This is a genomic window from Roseovarius litorisediminis, from assembly GCF_900172295.1.
Taxonomy (GTDB): domain Bacteria; phylum Pseudomonadota; class Alphaproteobacteria; order Rhodobacterales; family Rhodobacteraceae; genus Roseovarius; species Roseovarius litorisediminis.
Map to the genome: position 1 here is coordinate 398,197 of NZ_FWFL01000003.1, position 14,086 is coordinate 412,282.

Sequence of the window (14,086 nt, forward strand, 5' to 3'; positions counted from 1 at the left end):
CCCAAGAATAAGGGGGGCAGAGTTGCTCAGGGGTCTTGATATCCGTGACATGCTTATTATCGACCGGCTGGAACTGACGTTTCAGCCGGGCCTGAACGTGCTGACCGGCGAAACTGGGGCAGGTAAGTCCATTTTGCTGGATTCCCTGGGGTTTGTTCTGGGCTGGCGTGGGCGCGCCGAGCTGGTGCGCGCCGGCGCAGAACAGGGAGAGGTACAGGCGTGGTTTGACCTGCCCCCCAACCATGCGGCGCATGTTGTTTTACAAGAGGCCGGTTTGCCGGATGGCGATGAGTTGATCCTGCGGCGCGTAAATACCGTTGACGGGCGCAAGACCGCCTGGGTCAACGATCGCCGCTGTTCGGGCGATGTGTTGCGCCAGCTGTCGGAAACGCTGGTCGAATTGCATGGGCAACATGATGATCGCGGGCTGCTGAACCCAAAACACCACCGCGACTTGCTGGACAGTTACGGCGCGCTTGACGGGGTGCGCGACAAGACCCGGGCGGCCTGGCGCGAAGTGTCTGCCCGACGCAAAGATCTGGATGCGGCCGAAAAGGCCCTGGATGTGGTTCGCGCCGAAGAAGAATTTCTGCGCCATGCGGTGGGTGAACTGGATCAGCTTGACCCGCAGCCCGGCGAAGAGGCGGAACTGGACAGCCGCCGCCGCCTGATGCAGGGGGCCGAGCGGATCCGCGATGATATACTCAAGGCCTTAAGCGCCCTTGGCCAAGAGGGAGCAGAAGCGGCGGCAGGCAACGCATTGCGCTGGCTGGAAGGAGTGGCTGACAAGGCCGAGGGGCAGCTGGACGCGCCAATCGCAGCCCTTGGCCGGGCACTTGTGGAACTGGACGAGGCCGTGGTCGGGGTTGAAAGGTGCCTTGACACTTTGTCGTTCAACCCGATTGATCTGGAAGAAGTGGAAGAGCGCCTTTTTGCGATCCGGGCGCTGGCGCGTAAACATGATGTGGCGCCTGATGATCTGGCCGAATTTGCTGGTGGTCTGCGGGCACAGCTGGACGCGCTGGATCAGGGTGACGCGGATATCAAGCAGCTCAGCCAACGAGTGATTGAGGCCGAAGCCAACTATGCCAAAGTCGCCGATGCGCTGACGGTTGCCCGCACCAAGGCTGCCAAGGCCCTGGACAAGGCGGTATCGGCCGAACTGGCGCCGCTGAAAATGGAGCGCGCCGTGTTTGAAACCGTCCTTACCCGCGGGCAACCGGGGCCGTCGGGACAGGATGAGGCGACCTTTACCGTGGCGACCAACCCCGGTGCGCCCTCTGGGCCGCTCAATCGTATTGCCTCGGGCGGGGAATTGAGCCGGTTTCTGCTGGCGCTCAAAGTGTGCCTCACGGGGGCCGAAAGCGGCCTTACCCTGATTTTCGACGAGATTGACCGTGGGGTAGGCGGGGCCACGGCCGATGCTGTCGGGCGGCGGCTGTCGCAACTGGCTGCGTCAGGTCAGGTTCTGGTGGTGACCCATTCACCGCAGGTGGCGGCGCTGGCGGCCCATCACTGGCGGGTGGAAAAGCGGGTTGAGAAGAATTTGACCCTGTCGACCGTTACGCATCTGATTGACGGCGACCGTGTCGATGAGATCGCGCGCATGTTGTCTGGTGATACCATCACCAACGAGGCCCGCGCCGCAGCACAGGCGCTTATGGCTGGGTGATCTGCTGCTCGGTGCCTGACCAATAAAAACGCCGGAAACGCGATGCCATTCCGGTCAGCGCCTTGCGTCGGTAAAATGCGGGAAAATCTGCGTCTCATTACAGCAAATTGATCCCTTGTCGTAGCCCGACAATTTTGGGATAACCCTTGCAGCCTATCAGGAGATCTGCCCATGTCCGCGCGTATTTACAAGCCTGCCCGCAATGCCATGCAATCGGGTGTTGCCAAGACCAAACATTGGGTTCTTGAGTATGCGGCGGATAAATCGCGCGAGGTTGATCCGCTGATGGGCTGGACCTCGTCTTCGGATACGCAGACACAGGTTAAACTGCGGTTCGGCAGCAAAGAGGCCGCGCTGGAATATGCCCGGGAACACGGTATTGATGCCATCGTTCAGGAGCCACACAAGCGCAAGCCCAATGTTCGCGCCGGCGGCTATGGTGAGAATTTTGCAACCAATCGGCGCAGTGTCTGGACGCATTGATATTTCATCAAAGCGATACGAAATTGCCTGACATCGTTTAACAAAGCCCCGTTTCCTGACGGGGCTTTTTCGTTAAAGCCTTATTCTACAAGGTTTTTCTTGGCTTCTCGCCGGGCGAAGGGTTTCATGTGTTTGCCGTTTTCATCCAAGAAGGCGCGGACACGGTCCGGGTCATGTTTGGAAAGGTCGCGTAACCACCAGGCCACGGATTTCTGGATGAACCATTCCGGATCACGCACATAGCCCGCAGCCCAGCCCAGTACACGATCGCGGATGGCGGCCTCGAACGGCTTGGGATGGTTCTGCTTGGTGTAGGGCAGAGTGATGACCATTGCGGCACGGCGGGTCCAGTGGTTGCTGGAACTGGTCCATGCCTCAACCTGATCCATGCGCGACGGGTCGGCCACAAGGCGCTTTTGCCCGGCCATCATGGCGTGATCAGCAATCGCCCAACTGTCGAAATCGGGCACCCAGCTTACGATCAGGTCCCATGCGGGTTGATCGGGGGTGATCCGGGCCTGCGTCAGCAGTTTGGCGGCGGCAAGGCGGGCCTCAAAAATGTTCGTGTTCCAGAGAGCATGGGCCAGATCGACGCGTTCGGGCACAGACAGTTCGCCGCGCCAGGCCTTGGTCAGGTCATTGATCGCCGGGTTGGGCACACCCAGGTATTCCCGTGGCACTTTGTGATACTCGGCCATGCCTTCGGCGCGACCGGGTTCAATATGGGATCTGAGCATATCCAGCGCCTGATCGGGGGTCATTCGACGGTCACAGACTTTGCCAGGTTGCGGGGTTGGTCCACGTCTGTGCCTTTAGCGACGGCGGTGTGATACGCCAGCAACTGCGCGGGCAGGGCATATAGGATCGGGCTGAGAATCGGGTCGACCTCGGGCATGGTCAGGCTTCGCCAGACACCTTCATTGGCCTCTTTTGCGCCAGGACCGTCGGTGACAAGCAGAATTTTCCCGCCGCGTGCCATCACCTCTTGCATGTTTGAGACGGTCTTGTCGAAAAGCGCGTCGCGCGGGGCCATGACGACAACGGGCATCTTTTTGTCGATCAGGGCGATAGGCCCGTGTTTCAACTCGCCGGATGCATAAGCTTCGGCATGTATATAGCTGATTTCCTTTAGTTTAAGCGCGCCTTCAAGTGCGAGTGGATACATCAGGCCCCTGCCCAGGAAAAGTACGTTATCCGTTTCGGCCAGCAGCCGCGCACATTTTCGGAAAGTCGTATCCTGCTCCAGTACATTGTTGATCAGCGCGGGCAGGCCACGCAGTGAGGACAGAATATCGGCCAACCGGTCGTCGGTGATCGTGCCACGGTCTTTTGCAGCCTTGAGCGCCAATAACAAAAGCACAGTCAGCTGGCAGGTAAAGGCTTTGGTTGAGGCAACGCCGATTTCGGCCCCGGCATGGATTGGCAGTGCAAGGTTGCTTTCGCGCGCGATCGAGCTTTCGGGGACGTTGACCACCGACAGGATGGTCTGGGCATGGGGCTCGCAGTACCGAAGGGCAGCCAGCGTGTCGGCGGTTTCACCCGACTGGCTGACGAAAAGGGCGGCGGTCCGGGCCGAGATCGGGGGCTCGCGATAGCGGAATTCCGAGGCAATATCGACCTCGACCGGCATCCGGGCCAATTGTTCGAACCAGTATTTTGCAGTCAGGCAGGCGTAATAGGCAGTGCCACAGGCCACCATCGTCAGGCGGTCGATACTTGTGAAATCAATGCCGTCGCCGGGCAGAACAACGTCGCGCCCGTCGTCAGTCAGATAATGTGACAGGGTATCCCCGATCACAACCGGCTGTTCGGCGATTTCCTTGGCCATGAAATGCTTGTGTCCGGCCTTGTCGACGCGGGCGTTGTCGATCTGGATGGTGCGGATGTCCCGATTGGCCAGTTCACCGTTGAAATCGGTTATCGTGACGCCATCGCGGGTCACGACGGCAAAATCGCCTTCTTCCAGGTAGGTGATCCTGTCGGTAAGCGGGGCCAGGGCAATGGCGTCAGAGCCGACAAACATCTCATTGTCACCATGACCAATGGCCAACGGGCTGCCTTTGCGGGCAGCGATCAGAAGATCGGTTTCACCGTCAAACAGGAAGCACAGTGCATAGGCACCTTCAAGCCGTGCTACGGTTGCGCGGGCGGCCTCGGATGGTGAAAGGCCCTGCTTGAGATGGTAATCGGCCAGAAGTGCCACGGTTTCGGTATCGGTATCGGTTTCATGCCCCATGCCGTTTTGGGCAAGTTCGGAACGCAGTTCACGATAGTTTTCGATGATCCCGTTATGCACCACGGCAACTGATCCGGCGCAGTGCGGGTGGGCATTGGCGACGTTGGGTGCGCCGTGTGTGGCCCACCGGGTGTGACCGATACCGGCCTTTCCGGCCAGCGGTTCATGTACCAGCAGGTCCGAAAGATTGACCAGTTTGCCCACCGCGCGACGGCGGTCCAGCCGACCGTTGTTGACGGTGGCAATCCCGGCGCTGTCATAGCCACGGTATTCCAGCCTTTTGAGTGCTTCAACCAGAATTGGCGCCACTTCGTGATGGCCCAGAACACCTACAATACCACACATTATTTCGCCCCTTTATCACGTTTAGCCTTTTTAGACTTTAACATTTCGAACAATTTGCGTGCCAGGCCCGGTTTGTTTTCCTGCCGTGCGCGGGCCAAAGCCAGAGCGCCCTCGGGCACGTCAGATGTAATCACCGAACCCGAGGCGGTCATCGATTCATCGCCCAGTGTGACCGGGGCAACCAGCATTGTGTTCGAGCCGATGAAGACGCGCTTGCCCACTTCGGTGCGATGCTTCATCACGCCGTCGTAATTGCAGGTAATGGTGCCCGCACCGATGTTGCTGCCCTCGCCCAGATGGGCGTCGCCGATATAGCTGAGGTGATTGACCTTGGTGCCTTCGTCAATGATGGCATTCTTGATCTCGACAAAATTGCCGACGCGGGTGTGTTCTGCCAGTTCGGTGCCGGGGCGCAGGCGAGCGTAGGGCCCGACCACAGCACCGCGCGAGACATGACAACCTTCGAGGTGAGAAAAAGCGCGGATGTGCGCGCCTGATTCGATGGTGACATCGGGGCCAAAGACTACGTTCTGGTCAATCACAGTGTCCCGCCCGACAACGGTGTCATGAGCGAAATGTACCGTTTCAGGCGCGGCCAGGGTGACACCGTCGTCCATGGCCTGCGACCGTGCGCGCGCCTGAAAGGCGGCTTCGGCCTGGGCCAGTTCGGCACGCGAGTTGATGCCCATCGTTTCGGATTCGTCACAGGCGACAGCGGTGGCCGAAAGGCCACGGGCGCGGGCGATGGCGATGATGTCGGTCAGGTAGTATTCGCCCGAGGCATTGTCATTATCGACCTCGGCAATGAGATCGAACAGCAGCGTGGCGGGGGCGGCCATGACGCCGGAGTTGCAAAAGGTGATCGCGCGCTCGGCCTTGGTGGCGTCCTTGAACTCGACGATCCGCTCCAGCGTATCGCCTGCCATCACCAACCGGCCATAACGGCCCGGATCGGTTGCGTCAAAACCCAGGACAACTACGTCATGGCTGGCACGGGCCTGCGCCATTTTTTCCAGTGTTTCCGGCCGGATAAAGGGCGTGTCACCATACAGGACAATGGCGTCTCCCTCATAACCTGCGAGCGCCGGGGCGGCCTGGGCGACGGCATGGGCGGTGCCAAGCTGCTCGGTTTGCAACACGACCTGGGCGGCTTCGTCATAGGCTTTTGCAGCTTTGTTTACAGCCTCGGCGCCGTGGCCTGCGACAACCACGGTGTGATCAGGCGACAAAGACGCGCCTGAGCGCATGGCATGAACCAGCATCGGCGCCTGCGCAATCTGGTGCAGCACCTTGGGCAGGTCGGATTTCATGCGGGTTCCCATGCCTGCGGCAAGGACGATCAGCGCAGTGGCCATACGGTTTCTCTTTGTAATTACCTCGCGCCCGTTTTATCGGGTTCGGGTGGTTGCGCAAGGCCGCAGCGGATCAAAGAAGATTGCGGGATGTGACAGGGATGCGCGGAAACACGCCAACCCTTTGAAATGAATAATGGAGTTTTGGCATGCGGACAGTGGTTTTCGATCTGGATGGCACCTTGGCAGATACCAGCGGTGATCTGATTGCCGCTGCGAATGCCTGTTTTCAGGCCATGGGGATGGGCGATCAGCTGGATCCTTTGGCTGATGCGGGCACGGCCCTGCGTGGTGGTCGTGCGATGCTCACTCTTGGGATGGAACGGCTGGGGCGTGGCGGTGATACGGTTGAGATCGACCGCTATTACCCTGTGCTGCTGGAGGCCTATGCCGGGGCGATTGATGTGCATACGAAACTATATCCCGGAGCGATGGACGCCGTAGAGGTGCTGCGCGGGCAGGGGTATGGCGTGGCCATCTGTACCAACAAACCCGAGCGCCTGGCGCGGCTTTTGATGACACGGCTTGGGGTGCTGGACTCCTTTGCCGCCCTGACAGGGGCCGATACCCTGCCGGTGCGCAAGCCTGACCCCGAGCATCTGTTTGAGACGGTACGACGTGCCGGGGGCGATCCGGCGCGGTGCCTGTTGGTGGGGGATACGGTGACGGATCGCGAAACCGCGCGCGCGGCGGGGGTACCATCGGTTCTGGTGACCTTTGGGCCGAACGGTACGGGCGTGGCAGATTTGGAGCCAGAGGCGACAATCGGGCATTTCGACGAGCTGGAAGGCGTTGTGCGTCGACTAATCGGCTAGGGTCTTTCGTTCCTTAAAAGCGACATTTCGGGTTTCCTGAATTAAGGCCCGCAGTTTCAAAGGAGCATTGACGCAGGCCGGATGTGGGCTCAAAACGTCTGCATGACAGAGATATTCAAAGGCAGCTTCACCCAGCAGGAACCGATCCCCGACGAGGGAATCGCCGCCGCGCTGGAGGTGATGCAGAGCGGGCGGTTGCACCGCTATAATCTGGTCGGCGACGAGGTGGGGGAAACGGCCCTGCTGGAACAGGAATTCGCGGCTTATGTGGGGGCGAAATACGCCCTTGCCGTAGCCTCGGGCGGATATGCGATGGCCACGGCCCTGCGCGCGGTCGGGGTCAAGCCTGGCGACAGGGTACTAACCAACGCGTTCACACTGGCGCCGGTGCCCGGGTCCATTGCCAGTGTTGGTGCCGTGCCGGTTTTCGTGGGCGTCACCGAAAGCCTGACAATTGATCTGGAAGAACTGGCGGCCAAGGCGGATCAGGCCAAGGTGCTGATGCTAAGCCACATGCGCGGGCATTTATGTGACATGGACCGGCTGATGGAGATTTGTAACAGCGCGGATATTACTGTGATTGAGGACTGCGCCCACACGATGGGGGCCGCCTGGAAGGGGCGGCCATCGGGGCGTGACGGGCTGGTGGGATGTTATTCGACCCAGACCTACAAGCACATGAATTCGGGCGAGGGCGGGTTCTTTGTTACGGATGACGACGAGGTGATGGCACGGGCAATCATCCTGTCGGGATCGTATATGCTCTATGGTCGCAACGGGACGGTACCGCCAGCCGAGGTATTCGAGCGGGTGAAATACGTCACGCCTAATGTGTCGGGGCGGATGGACAATCTGCGTGCAGCGATTCTGCGGCCTCAGTTGCGCAAGCTGGACAAGCAGTGCGCGGCCTGGAATGAACGCTACGCAACCGTCGAAGACGGTATTCGCGGCACGCCGGGCCTGACAGTGGTCGAGCGACCGGCGGAGGAAACCTTTGTCGGGTCGTCTATCCAGTTCTTGTTGCTGGACTGGAAGGATTCCGCCGTGGCCGAGGTGATGAAGCGCTGCGTCGATCGCGGTGTGGAACTCAAGTGGTTCGGCGGGGCAGAGCCGGTTGGCTTTACCAGCCGTTATGACAGCTGGCGCTATGCGCCGTCCGAGAGGATGCCGGAAACGGACCGTATCCTGAAAGGGATCGTCGATATGCGCCTGCCGCTGACTTTTAGCCTGAATGATTGTGCGCAGATCGCGCGGATCATCCGGGCCGAAGTAGGCGCCGTATTTCAGGCACAGGCCTGAGGCGCCAAGAGTAATCCAACGGTGTGGCTGCGCCACGCAGTATACTAAGACAGGGGGCGCCGCCCCCCGTGTTGAAATTTGAATAATTTCAACACGTCCCCCGGAGTATTTTTGGAAAAGCGAAAGGCAAGGCTCTGCTTGCGAAAGTGCAGTTGTGTCTGCGGGATTGACCCGACTCAGTTGTTGTGGCTATAAAATGAACAAGTGTTCAATAAATGCTGGAAGCGGGGGTGAGACGCGATGTTCAACGCGACGATGCAATTTGATCTGGGTGAAGATGTAAACGCGTTGCGCGAGATGGTACATCGCTGGGCACAGGAGCGGGTCAAGCCGATGGCGGCTGAAATTGACCGCACAAATGCTTTTCCCGGCGAGTTGTGGACCGAAATGGGCGCGTTGGGCCTGTTGGGTGTCACGGTACCGGAAGAGTATGGCGGGGCGGGCATGTCGTATCTGGCGCATGTGATCGCTGTCGAGGAAATCGCGCGGGCCAGTGCCAGCGTGTCGCTGTCGTATGGCGCGCATTCCAACCTGTGTGTCAATCAGATCAAGCTTAATGGCACGGAGGCGCAGAAGGCGAAATATCTGCCCGGGTTGATTTCAGGTGAGCATGTCGGCGCTCTGGCGATGTCCGAGGCGGGCGCGGGCAGCGACGTGGTGTCGATGAAGTTACGGGCGGAAAAGCGCAACGATCATTACCGTCTGAGCGGCAACAAATACTGGATCACCAACGGCCCGGATGCCAGCACGCTGGTGGTCTATGCCAAGACCGATCCCGAGGCCGGCAGCAAAGGTATCACCGCCTTTATAATCGAAAAATCCATGGTCGGATTTTCCACCAGTCCGCATTTCGACAAGCTGGGAATGCGCGGCAGCAACACGGCTGAATTGATTTTTGACGATGTCGAAGTGCCGTTTGAAAACGTCCTTGGCGAAGAGGGCAAGGGCGTGCGCGTGCTGATGTCGGGGTTGGACTATGAGCGCGTGGTGCTGGCCGGGATTGGCACCGGCATCATGGCTGCCTGTCTGGATGAGGTGATGCCTTATGTGTCCGAGCGTAAACAGTTTGGTCAACCGATCGGGAATTTCCAGCTGATGCAGGGCAAGATCGCCGATATGTACACGGCGATGAATTCGGCGCGGGCCTATGTATACGAGGTGGCCAAGGCCTGTGACCGCGGCGATGTCACCCGTCAGGACGCAGCGGCCTGTTGTTTATATGCGTCTGAAGAGGCGATGAAACAGGCGCATCAGGCGGTGCAGGCATTGGGCGGTGCTGGCTATTTGTCAGACAATCCGGTGGGCCGGATTTTCCGCGATGCCAAGCTGATGGAGATCGGGGCGGGGACATCTGAGATCCGGCGGATGCTGGTGGGCCGCGAGATGATGGGGGCGATGGGGTGAGGGATGCTTTCTATTGCCGACTCATATCAAGCACTGGCAGACGGGTTTATGTGGAACCTTCCTGACCGTCTGAACATGGCGGGGCAGACTTGTGATGATTGGGCTGCAGCTGAGCCCGGCCGTGTGGCAATTATTGATCTCACCGATGGGCGGCGCGACGTTAGTTACGGCGAGCTTAAGGCGCTCGCCGACGGGTTGGCGCATGAATTGGTTGCGCGCGGGGTGAAGCGCGGTGACCGGGTGGGCGTGCTGCGCTCACAAGGGGTATGGACGGCGGCGGCACATATCGCGATCTGGAAGATCGGGGCGATCTCGATACCGCTGTTCAAGCTGTTCATGCGGGATGCGCTGCAATCCCGGGCAAGGGACGCCGGCGCGCGGATTATCGTGACGGATGCCGAAGGCGCTGCCATGCTGGACGGGCAAGAGGCGCTGATCCCCGAAGAATCAGACCTGTCTGACACCCTCTTTGAGACCGCCGATACCGGCCCCGAAGACCCGGCTGTACTGATCTATACCTCTGGAACCACCGGCAGCCCCAAGGGTGCGCTGCACGGGCACCGGATGCTGACAGGGCATTTGCCGGGCGTTGAAATCAGCCATGATTTTCTGGGTCAGCCGGGCGATTGCCTGTGGACGCCTGCCGACTGGGCCTGGATCGGCGGATTGTTTGACGTTCTCATGCCGGGGCTTGCGCTTGGGGTGCCGGTGGTGGCGGCGAGGATGGCGAAATTCAGTATTGGGGAATGCCGGGATATCATCTCGCAAGGTGCTGTTCGGAATGTGTTTTTTCCCCCGACAGCCCTGCGGATGCTGAAAGCGGAAGAGGCCGGGATACCGGGATTGCGCAGCGTTGCCAGTGGCGGTGAACCTTTGGGCGCTGAAATGCTGGAATGGGGGCGTCGGGCGTTCGGCCTGACGATCAACGAGTTTTATGGCCAGACCGAGTGCAACATGGTGGCGTCAAGTTGCGGCGTCTTGTTTGAGCCAAAGCCGGGGTGCATTGGCAAGCCTGTGCCGGGGTTTGACGTTGCGGTTCTGAATGACAGCGGCCAACCCACAGATTCTGAAGGCGAAGTGGCTGTCAGGCGTGGGGCCGCGAGCATGATGCTGGAATATTGGAACCGGCCCGAGGTGACTGCCGAGAAGTTCGCTGGTGACTGGATGCTGACCGGGGACCGGGGCATCTGGGAGGGCGACTATTTGCGTTTTGTCGGGCGCGAGGATGATGTGATTACTTCATCCGGATATCGCATTGGCCCGGCTGAGATTGAAGATTGCCTGATGCAGCACCCAAGCGTGGCGACCGTGGGCGTGGTGGGCAAGCCAGATGCGCTGCGTACTGAAATCGTCAAAGCCTATGTTGTGCTGCGACCGGGATACATCGCGACGGACGCGCTGGCTGCTGGCTTGCAGGATTTTGTCAAGCAACGTCTGGCAAGATATTCTTATCCCAGAGAGATCGGATTTCTGGATGCCTTGCCTATGACGGTGACCGGCAAGGTGATCCGCAAGGAGCTTAAGGCGCGGGCGACAGCGGAGGCGGTTCAGTGAAAGTTCGGTCGAGCATCCATGTCAGGAGCGGGCAAGGCGGCGACCTGGCGCTGGAGCAGTGTCGGGGTCAATGTGGGCACGCGGTAAGGAGACACGCGCGATACAAATACGGCACACCGGGTAATGCACCGGCGCCTGCCCGGAAAGCATGTCGGTCTGCGGCTAATGCAAAACGGGCCGATCAAAAGACCGGCCCGCTGAATTGGCTGAATACGGATTCAGAACTTGTGGACGTAAGCCAAACCAAAAATCCACGGGTCGATCTTGGCTTTGCCGATATTGACGCCATTCAGCTTGACGTCGGATTCGATGTCGATCCAGCGGACATCGGCACGCAGCGAGCCACTCGGGCTGATTTCATAGTCCAGACCGGCATGCAGGGCGAGGCCCCAGGAATCGTCCACGCTGAGCGAGTTCCCGGCCAGCGGACCAACAGCCTTGTCTTCAACGAAGGTTGTGTAGTTGATACCGGCGCCGACAAAGGGCGTTACAGCCGAACTGTTGGCGAAGTGGTACTGCAGCGACAACGTGGGCGGCAGGTGCTTGACCTGACCGATCTTGGTGCCATTGGTGTTGATGTCATGCTCGAACGGCCAGGCGGCCAGAAGCTCAACGCCAAGGTTTTCAGCGATAAAATATTCGGCAGTGATGGTCAGGCTGTAACCTTCGTCAACGTCGATCGGGGTGGGGCCTGCAAGGACGCCGTTGTTGTCTTTGGGGAACACGCCGGCGAAGCCGAGGCCAACGGTCCAATCGCCCTGAGACTGGGCCAGGACAGGTGCGGCAGTGCAGGCAAGGGCGGCGGCGAGGGTGAGGGCTGTGATTTTTTTCATGGTCTTTCCGTTCCTAGTAAAACTGGGCAGACCATGCTTTGTGCCATGCCAATACACCTTGATCTGGGTCAATTTCCCGGGGAAATGCCGCGCTGCGGCAGAAATGCAACATTTTGGGGAAGGCGGCAGTGCCAGCCCGATGATTTTCAGGAGGCTTTCGTATGAAACTGGCAAGTTCCGCCCTGCCGACGTCTGAGGCGTTCACGGCTAATCGCGCGGCGCATCTTCAAGCCATATCGCTGGTGGCGGAGGCTGCTGCAAAAGCGGCTGCCGGTGGTGGCGAGGCAGCGCGCGAACGGCATGTGTCCCGTGGTAAGATGCTGCCGCGCGGCCGGGTGGCGAACCTGCTGGATTCCGGAAGCCCGTTTCTGGAGGTGGGCGCCACGGCAGCGCATGGTATGTACGAGGAAGCGGCCCCTTGCGCCGGCGTGATCACCGGGATCGGCCGGGTGCAGGGGTTGGAGTGTATGGTGGTGTGCAATGACGCCACGGTGAAGGGCGGCACCTATTACCCGCTGACCGTCAAGAAACATCTGCGCGCGCAGGAAATTGCCGAGGAATGCAATTTGCCCTGCATCTATCTGGTGGATAGCGGCGGGGCAAATCTGCCCAACCAGGATGAGGTGTTTCCCGATCGCGACCATTTTGGCCGGATTTTCTATAATCAGGCGCGGATGTCGGCCAAAGGGATCCCGCAGATCGCCGTGGTCATGGGATCCTGTACTGCGGGCGGTGCCTATGTGCCGGCCATGTCGGATGTGACAATCATCGTGAAAGAACAGGGCACCATCTTTCTGGCAGGCCCGCCACTGGTCAAGGCGGCGACGGGTGAGGTGGTAACATCCGAAGATCTTGGCGGGGGTGATGTGCACACGCGGCTGTCGGGTGTGGCCGATTATCTGGCCGAGGATGATGCCCATGCACTGGCGCTGGCAAGGCAGGCGGTGGCCGGGCTGAACCGGGTGAAACCGATGACGGTGAACTGGGCCTCGCCCGAAGATCCCGCCTATGACCCCGAAGAATTGCTGGGCGTTGTGCCGGGCGACTTGCGCACGCCATATGATATTCGCGAGGTCATTGCCCGGTTGGTGGACGGGTCGCGGTTTGATGAGTTCAAGGCGCGTTTTGGTGACACGCTGGTGTGTGGATTTGCACATCTGATGGGCTGCCCGGTGGGCCTTGTCGCCAACAATGGTGTGCTGTTTTCCGAAGCTGCCCAGAAGGGCGCGCATTTTGTTGAACTTTGCAGCCAGCGGAACATTCCACTGGTGTTTTTGCAAAATATCACCGGTTTCATGGTGGGCCGGAAATACGAAAATGAGGGCATCGCCCGACATGGGGCCAAGATGGTAACCGCGGTGGCGACGACCAATGTGCCGAAGATCACCATGGTGGTTGGCGGATCGTTCGGGGCGGGGAATTACGGCATGTCCGGTCGGGCCTATCAGCCCAGGTTCATGTGGTCCTGGCCGAATTCGCGCATCTCGGTGATGGGGGGCGAACAGGCAGCGGGCGTTCTGGCCACGGTAAAACGCGATGCGATCGAGCGTAAGGGAGGCCAATGGTCGGCCGAGGAAGAGGCTGAATTCAAACGACCCACGATTGAGATGTTCGAGCGCCAGTCACACCCTCTTTATGCCAGCGCGCGTCTGTGGGACGACGGGATCATTGACCCGCGCAAAAGCCGCGAGGTTCTGGCGCTGTCGCTGAGTGCTGCGCTCTGCGCCCCGATCGAGGAGACCCGGTTTGGCGTGTTCCGGATGTGAGCCATCAGTATGAGCATGCGAAACCTCATTCGGTTCTACCGTGGTGCGCGCAAGCATCCCGAATGGGACATCAGCACCCCTCCCATTCCGCGAGGCTGCAAGCCATATCGCCCGGCGAAACGTGGTGGGCGGATGAAATTGGCATTGGCTCTCGTCTTGTGTTTCATTTTGGGGCCAAAGGCCCTTGATCTTGTCAGTATGGCATGGCGCAAAAGCGAAGGTTGGAGGGTTGGCGCGGTGGTACGATGGAGGCCGCAGGCGGGGATGGTGGGATGCGCGGTAGCGGTTCAAAACTGGCGATCAGGGAATTTGAGTATTTGAGCCAAG

11 protein-coding genes are annotated in these 14,086 nt (G+C 59.7%); 7 read left to right on the forward strand and 4 right to left on the reverse strand.

All coding sequences use genetic code 11. From position 1 onward, the window contains the following. Positions 1-22 precede the first annotated feature (22 nt). Positions 23-1,672 carry a DNA repair protein RecN gene (gene recN / locus PEL8287_RS08075; RefSeq protein WP_085891852.1) on the forward strand — a complete coding sequence of 550 codons (1,650 nt, stop codon included), beginning with the start codon at positions 23-25 and terminating at the stop codon, positions 1,670-1,672. A gap of 171 nt (positions 1,673-1,843) precedes the next feature. Beyond that, positions 1,844-2,155, forward strand: a complete 312-nt coding sequence (locus tag PEL8287_RS08080; protein WP_085891853.1) for an ETC complex I subunit — start codon at positions 1,844-1,846, stop codon at positions 2,153-2,155. Positions 2,156-2,235: 80 nt separating this feature from the next. Here the strand turns inward: PEL8287_RS08080 and PEL8287_RS08085 are convergent, their stop codons facing one another. The 3 genes from PEL8287_RS08085 to glmU are packed head-to-tail and all read right to left on the reverse strand — an operon-like array spanning position 2,236 to position 6,091. Continuing rightward, positions 2,236-2,916 (reverse strand): DNA alkylation repair protein, encoded by a 681-nt coding sequence (locus PEL8287_RS08085; RefSeq protein WP_085891854.1) that lies wholly within the window; start codon positions 2,914-2,916, stop codon positions 2,236-2,238. Further along, positions 2,913-4,736 (reverse strand): glutamine--fructose-6-phosphate transaminase (isomerizing), encoded by a 1,824-nt coding sequence (gene glmS / locus PEL8287_RS08090; protein ID WP_085891855.1) that lies wholly within the window; start codon positions 4,734-4,736, stop codon positions 2,913-2,915. The genes PEL8287_RS08085 and glmS overlap by 4 nt, the downstream gene beginning before the upstream one ends. Next, positions 4,736-6,091, reverse strand: a complete 1,356-nt coding sequence (gene glmU, locus PEL8287_RS08095; RefSeq protein WP_085891856.1) for a bifunctional UDP-N-acetylglucosamine diphosphorylase/glucosamine-1-phosphate N-acetyltransferase GlmU — start codon at positions 6,089-6,091, stop codon at positions 4,736-4,738. Before glmU ends, glmS begins: the two co-directional genes overlap by 1 nt. Before the next feature lie 146 nt (positions 6,092-6,237). Between glmU and PEL8287_RS08100 the strand changes: the two genes are divergently transcribed. The 4 genes from PEL8287_RS08100 to PEL8287_RS08115 all read left to right on the forward strand — a co-directional run bounded on the left by PEL8287_RS08100 (position 6,238) and on the right by PEL8287_RS08115 (position 11,160). Beyond that, positions 6,238-6,903 carry an HAD-IA family hydrolase gene (locus tag PEL8287_RS08100; RefSeq protein WP_085891857.1) on the forward strand — a complete coding sequence of 222 codons (666 nt, stop codon included), beginning with the start codon at positions 6,238-6,240 and terminating at the stop codon, positions 6,901-6,903. A 102-nt stretch (positions 6,904-7,005) separates the two neighbouring features. Beyond that, entirely contained in the window at positions 7,006-8,202 is a 1,197-nt protein-coding gene (locus tag PEL8287_RS08105) for a DegT/DnrJ/EryC1/StrS family aminotransferase (RefSeq protein ID WP_085891858.1), read from the forward strand. Between the two features lie 240 nt (positions 8,203-8,442). Further along, the gene (locus PEL8287_RS08110) at positions 8,443-9,606 is read left to right on the forward strand and encodes an isovaleryl-CoA dehydrogenase (RefSeq protein ID WP_085891859.1); all 1,164 of its coding nucleotides are present in this window, start codon (positions 8,443-8,445) and stop codon (positions 9,604-9,606) included. 3 nt (positions 9,607-9,609) lie between these two features. Beyond that, positions 9,610-11,160: an AMP-binding protein gene (locus tag PEL8287_RS08115; RefSeq protein ID WP_085891860.1), complete on the forward strand. Its 1,551-nt coding sequence runs from the start codon at positions 9,610-9,612 to the stop codon at positions 11,158-11,160. A gap of 218 nt (positions 11,161-11,378) precedes the next feature. Here the strand turns inward: PEL8287_RS08115 and PEL8287_RS08120 are convergent, their stop codons facing one another. Then, positions 11,379-11,993, reverse strand: coding sequence for an OmpW/AlkL family protein (locus PEL8287_RS08120; RefSeq protein WP_085891861.1), 615 nt, complete (start codon positions 11,991-11,993; stop codon positions 11,379-11,381). A gap of 161 nt (positions 11,994-12,154) precedes the next feature. Here PEL8287_RS08120 and PEL8287_RS08125 point away from each other — a divergent pair, with 161 nt between their 5' ends. Continuing rightward, complete coding sequence (locus PEL8287_RS08125; protein ID WP_085891862.1) at positions 12,155-13,759, forward strand: carboxyl transferase domain-containing protein; 1,605 nt, start codon at positions 12,155-12,157, stop codon at positions 13,757-13,759. Positions 13,760-14,086 lie beyond the last annotated feature (327 nt).

Bases quoted from the DNA above. Each gene is read 5' to 3' on its own strand.
- PEL8287_RS08080 (WP_085891853.1), top strand. From the start codon at position 1,844: ATGTCCGCGCGTATTTACAAGCCTGCCCGCAATGCCATGCAATCGGGT.
- PEL8287_RS08100 (WP_085891857.1), top strand. From the start codon at position 6,238: ATGCGGACAGTGGTTTTCGATCTGGATGGCACCTTGGCAGATACCAGC.
- PEL8287_RS08110 (WP_085891859.1), top strand. From the start codon at position 8,443: ATGTTCAACGCGACGATGCAATTTGATCTGGGTGAAGATGTAAACGCG.
- glmS (WP_085891855.1), bottom strand. From the start codon at position 4,736: ATGTGTGGTATTGTAGGTGTTCTGGGCCATCACGAAGTGGCGCCAATT.
- PEL8287_RS08105 (WP_085891858.1), top strand. From the start codon at position 7,006: ATGACAGAGATATTCAAAGGCAGCTTCACCCAGCAGGAACCGATCCCC.
- PEL8287_RS08115 (WP_085891860.1), top strand. From the start codon at position 9,610: ATGCTTTCTATTGCCGACTCATATCAAGCACTGGCAGACGGGTTTATG.
- PEL8287_RS08120 (WP_085891861.1), bottom strand. From the start codon at position 11,993: ATGAAAAAAATCACAGCCCTCACCCTCGCCGCCGCCCTTGCCTGCACT.
- glmU (WP_085891856.1), bottom strand. From the start codon at position 6,091: ATGGCCACTGCGCTGATCGTCCTTGCCGCAGGCATGGGAACCCGCATG.
- PEL8287_RS08085 (WP_085891854.1), bottom strand. From the start codon at position 2,916: ATGACCCCCGATCAGGCGCTGGATATGCTCAGATCCCATATTGAACCC.
- PEL8287_RS08125 (WP_085891862.1), top strand. From the start codon at position 12,155: ATGAAACTGGCAAGTTCCGCCCTGCCGACGTCTGAGGCGTTCACGGCT.